General features: G+C 66.4%; 3 protein-coding genes. All 3 read left to right on the forward strand.

Annotation, left to right across the window (positions count from 1 at the left end; genetic code table 11):
• On the forward strand, nt 1–246 hold a 246-nt coding region (locus V6M52_RS12105), incomplete at its 5' end, for an FAD-dependent oxidoreductase (RefSeq protein WP_332701206.1).
• An 11-nt stretch (nt 247–257) separates the two neighbouring features.
• Nucleotides 258–542 carry a sarcosine oxidase subunit delta gene (locus V6M52_RS12110; protein ID WP_332701207.1) on the forward strand — a complete coding sequence of 95 codons (285 nt, stop codon included), beginning with the start codon at nt 258–260 and terminating at the stop codon, nt 540–542.
• A partial coding sequence (locus V6M52_RS12115; protein ID WP_332701208.1) for a 2Fe-2S iron-sulfur cluster-binding protein occupies nt 539–2,849 on the forward strand: 2,311 nt, incomplete at its 3' end. The genes V6M52_RS12110 and V6M52_RS12115, both read left to right, overlap by 4 nt.

Below are 2,849 nucleotides of genomic sequence, written 5' to 3' on the forward strand. Positions count from 1 at the left end.
TGGGGCGGCATCGTCGATGTCACGCCCGATCGCTCGCCAATCATCGGCAAGACGCCGGTGCCCGGTCTCTTCGTCAATTGCGGCTGGGGCACGGGCGGCTTCAAGGCCACGCCGGGCTCGGGCAACATCTTCGCCCACACCGTCGCTAAGGGCGAACCCCACCCCATCGCCGCGCCCTTCACGCTCGATCGCTTCCGCACCGGACGGCTGATCGACGAAGCCGCCGCCGCCGCCGTCGCGCATTAAGGACAAGACCAATGCTGCTCATTCACTGCCCCTATTGCGAGATGGAACGGCCGGAACTCGAATTCCGCTATGCTGGCGAGGCCCATGTCGTGCGCGCCCAGGACCCTGATAGCGTTGCTGACGAGGATTGGGGCAAGTTCCTCTATCTGCGGAGCAACCCCAAGGGCCTCCATGCCGAGCGCTGGCGCCACACCAATGGCTGCGGCCGCATCTTCAACTGCGTGCGCGACACAATCACCGACAAGATTTCTGTGACCTACAAGGCCGGCCAGCCCCGCCCGGAGACCGCGAAATGACCGGCACCATGCGTACCAACTCCGGCGGCCGCATCAATCGCGCCAAGGCGATCAATTTCACCTTTGACGGCAAGCCCTATCAGGGCTTTGCCGGCGACACGCTGGCCTCGGCGCTGATCGCCAATGGCGTGCATCTGGTCGGCCGCTCGTTCAAATATCACCGCCCCCGCGGCTTCCTCGCCGCCGGCGCCGAAGAGCCCAATGCGCTGGTCGATATCGACCGTGGCAACGGCCGCTCGGCGCCGAACCTGCGCGCCACGCAGGTCGAACTCTATGAAGGCCTCGTCGCCAAAAGCCAGAACCGCTGGCCCTCGCTCGGCTTCGACCTGTCCGAGGTCAACGATCTTGCCCCGGCCGGGCTGATCGGCGCCGGCTTCTACTACAAGACCTTCATGTCACCGCGCGGCGCCTGGCATCATCTCTACGAGCCCTTCATCCGGCGCCTTGCCGGCCTGGGCGAGGCCCCCAAGCAGGCCGATCCGGACCACTACGCCCAGCAATACGCCTTCTGCGACGTGCTGGTCGTCGGCGCCGGTGCGGCCGGTCTCGCGGCGGCGCTCGCTGCCGCCGAAACCGGCGCATCGGTGATACTCGCCGACGAACAGCCCGAACTGGGTGGCGGTCTGCTCGACGAGCGCAACGCCGTCATCGATGGCGCTCCGGCCGCCGATTGGCTCGCCACCACGCTGGCGCGCCTGCGCAGCATGGACAACGTCACCCTGCTGCCGCGCACGCAGGCCTTCGGCTATTACGCGCAGAACCTGCTCGGCCTCGCCGAACGTCTCACCGACCATCTCGCCAAGCTCTCGGCCAGTCGGCCGCGCGAGCGCCTGTGGAAGGTCCGCGCCAAGGAGGTTGTGCTGGCCACCGGCGCCATCGAGCGCCCGCTGGTCTTCCCCGATAACGATCGTCCCGGTGTCATGCTCGCCTCCGCCGCGCGGACCTATGCCAACCGCTACGGCGTCAAGCCGGGCAACCGCGCTGTCATCTTCACCGCCGACGATACCGGCTATGCCGCCGCGCTCGACCTGCACCACGCCGGCGTCGAGATTGCCATGATCGCCGATTTGCGGCCGGTATCCGATGGTCCGGGTCAGGCTGCCGCGAAAGCCGCTGGGCTCGCCATGGCCAATTCCACGGTGATCAATGCCGTGTCCGGCCGCCTGCGCGTCACGGGCGTGCAATTGGGCAGGCTGAATGCCAGCAATCTGCCAGCAGGCTTGCAGCATATCGCCTGCGATCTGGTGCTGATGGCTGGTGGCTGGACGCCCGCCGTGCATCTCTTCTCGCAATCGCGCGGCAAGCTCGCCTACGACGCCGAGCGGCAGATCTACACCCCCGGCACCTACGCCCAGGCGGCCCGCTCGGCCGGCGCCTGCAACGGCACTTTCGACCTCGCCGCGGCCCTGAACGAAGGCGCTAACAGCGCCCGACCATACACGGCCGCTGGCGCCGTCGCCCCGTCCGGCGGCTTCCACGGCGCTGTACCGACTGCGCAAAACCCGCAGAAAATCAAGGCCTTCGTCGATTTCCAGAACGACGTTACCGCCAAGGATATCAAGCTGGCGGTGCGCGAAGGCATGCACTCGATCGAGCATATCAAGCGCTATACCACCACCGGCATGGCGACCGATCAGGGTAAGACGAGCAACATGAACGGCCTCGCCATCGCAGCCGGCGCGCTCGACAAGGCCATCCCCGATATCGGCCTCACCACCTTCCGGCCGCCCTATACCCCGGTCACCTTTGGCACACTGGCCGGTCATGCCCGTGGGCAACTGCTTGATCCTGTTCGTCAAACCCCGATCCACCCCTGGGCCGAAGCCAATGGCGCCGCCTTCGAGGATGTCAGCCAGTGGAAGCGCGCCTGGTATTTCCCCAAGCCGGGCGAGGACATGCATGCGGCAGTCAACCGCGAATGCAAGGCCGCCCGCAGCGCCGCCGGCCTCTTCGATGCGACGACGCTCGGCAAGATCGAAGTGGTCGGCCCCGACGCCGCCGAGTTCATGGAACGGCTCTATACCAATCCGTGGCAAAAGCTTGGCGTCGGCCGCTGCCGCTATGGCCTGATGCTCAACGAAGCCGGCTTCGTCATGGATGACGGCGTCATCGGCCGCATGGCGCTTGACCGCTTCCACGTCACCACCACAACTGGCGGCGCCCCCCGAGTGCTGGCCCATATGGAGGATTATCTCCAGACCGAATTCCCCGAACTCAAGGTGTTCCTCACCTCGACGACCGAGCAATGGGCGGTCATCGCCGTCAACGGGCCCCACGCCCGCCGCATACTCGAACCGCTGGTGGCGG

It is taken from the genome of Devosia sp. (assembly GCF_036676215.1).
Taxonomy (GTDB): Bacteria; Pseudomonadota; Alphaproteobacteria; order Rhizobiales; family Devosiaceae; genus Devosia.